This is a genomic window from Sulfitobacter sp. HI0129 (genome assembly GCF_001635395.1).
GTDB lineage: Bacteria > Pseudomonadota > Alphaproteobacteria > Rhodobacterales > Rhodobacteraceae > Sulfitobacter.
In genome coordinates this window covers 1-1,963 of record NZ_LWGH01000871.1, presented here as the reverse complement: position 1 = coordinate 1,963, position 1,963 = coordinate 1, and the positions used below count along the sequence as shown (strand labels likewise).

General features: G+C 64.1%; 2 protein-coding genes. Both read right to left on the bottom strand.

Annotated features, from left to right (window positions below; genetic code table 11):
- A partial coding sequence (locus A3764_RS20395) for an amidase (protein WP_236628269.1) occupies positions 1 to 891 on the bottom strand: 891 nt, incomplete at its 3' end.
- A partial coding sequence (locus tag A3764_RS20390) for an AMP-binding protein (protein WP_067952035.1) occupies positions 884 to 1,963 on the bottom strand: 1,080 nt, incomplete at its 5' end. The genes A3764_RS20390 and A3764_RS20395, both read right to left, overlap by 8 nt.

Genomic DNA, 1,963 nt, shown 5'->3' with positions numbered 1-1,963 from the left:
GGCGACTTCGGGATCGACCATGGAAAGGTTGAGGTCCGGGGTGAAGGCTACCCTTTTTGGCGCTTTCGGCTCCTCCACCGCGCGCACGAATGGCACCCGCGGGGGCGGCATCGAAAGCGGATCGTGGGGGTGACCATGCGCCAGCGAATCCAGCATGAGCGCCACGTCGGACACGTTACGGGCCATCGGCCCCTCGACCCAGAGCGGATCGAAGGCCGGAAGCCCGGCCCCGCGCGGCACCCGGCCGACGCTGGGGCGCAACCCGACGATGCCGCAATAGCTTGCCGGGATACGAAGGCTGCCGCCCAGATCGTTGCCGGTGGCCAGCCATGCCTCACCGCAGGCCAGCGCAGCACCCGACCCGCCCGAGGATCCGCCGACCGTCATCTTCTGGTTCCACGGGTTGCGGGTGGCGCCGAACACCGGGTTGAAGGTATTGGCCCCCGCGATTTCCGGCACGTTCGATTTGGCCATGGGGATGCCGCCGCTCTCTTCGAGGACCTGCACGGTGTAGTCAGACTTCTCTACCCGGTTATCCGCAAAGATGGGGGAGCCATATGTCGTGATCTGGCCGCCGACATCGTTGTAATCCTTCACCACGACCGGCAGACCGGCGAGCCAGCCGGGCCGGTGATCGGGGGCGTCGCGCTGCGTGAAGGACCTGGCCGCGCTGCGGGCCTCTTCGAAAAACTGGATCGGCAGGGCGTTGATGTCGGGTTCGACCTCTTCGATCCGGGCAATCGCGGCATCCAGAAAATCGAGTGGCGAGGCTTCGCCGGTGCGCAGCAAACCCACCGCCTCTGTCGCTGTCATGGCGATGAATTCGTCTGTTCTGTCTGTCGTCCCGGCCACCGGCTTTCCCCCTGTCTCTGTCTCTATCACGTTATCCATTGCAGTGCTGGCTTCCTGCTTGATTTGCTGTCGCGGGCGTGTAGAGGGTCGCGTAGCGGTCCCGCAGTTCGTTCTTCTGCACTTTGCCCATCACGTTGCGGGGCAGTTCCTCGACGAACAGGACCGCCTTGGGTTGCTTGAAGCGCGCCAGTTGACCCGAGAGGGCGGCGAGCACGTCTTGCTCGTCCACGTCCTTGTCGGGGTGCGGTACGACGACGGCGGTGACGCCTTCGCCGAATTCCGGGTGGGGCAGGCCGATGACGGCGGATTCTGCCACGCCGGGCAGCGTGTCGATCAGTGCTTCGATTTCTTTCGGGTAGACGTTGTATCCCCCGGTAATCACGAGGTCCTTGTCCCGGCCGATGATGTGCAGGTAGCCGTCGGCGTCGATCCGGCCCAGATCGCCGGTAATGAAAAAGCCGTCTTCGCGGAATTCTGCGGCTGTCTTTTCCGGCATGCGCCAGTAGCGGTCAAAGACGTTGGGCCCCCGGACTTCGATGGCGCCCGTCTCTCCCTGCGGGAGGGCATCGCCGGTTTCCCGGGAGGTGATGCGGATTTCGACGTTCGGCAGGGGAAACCCGACCGCGCCGACCCGGCGATCCGCCTCATATGGGTTGGAGGCGATCATACAGGTTTCGGTCATACCATAACGTTCTAGGATGGTATGGCCGGTGCGTTCCGCGAACTGTGTGTGCGTGTCCTTCAGCAGCGGAGCCGAGCCGGAAACGAAGAGGCGCATCCCGGCCGCTATCGATCTGTCGAGCCGGGGGGAGGCCAACAATCTGGTGTAGAAGGTCGGCACCCCCATGAGGACCGTTGCATTGGCCATTTCGTCGATCACCCGGTCCGCGTCGAAACGCGGCAGGAAGATCATCGTGGCACCCGATGTCAGCGCCATGTTGCAGGCCACGAACAGCCCGTGCGCGTGAAAGATCGGTAGCGCGTGGATCAGCCGGTCCTCGCCGGTGAAGCGCCAGATGTCGTTCAGCGCCTCGGCGTTGGAGGCAAGGTTGCCATGGGTGAGAACGGCGCCCTTCGACCGGCCCGTGGTGCCGGATGTATAGAGAATGGC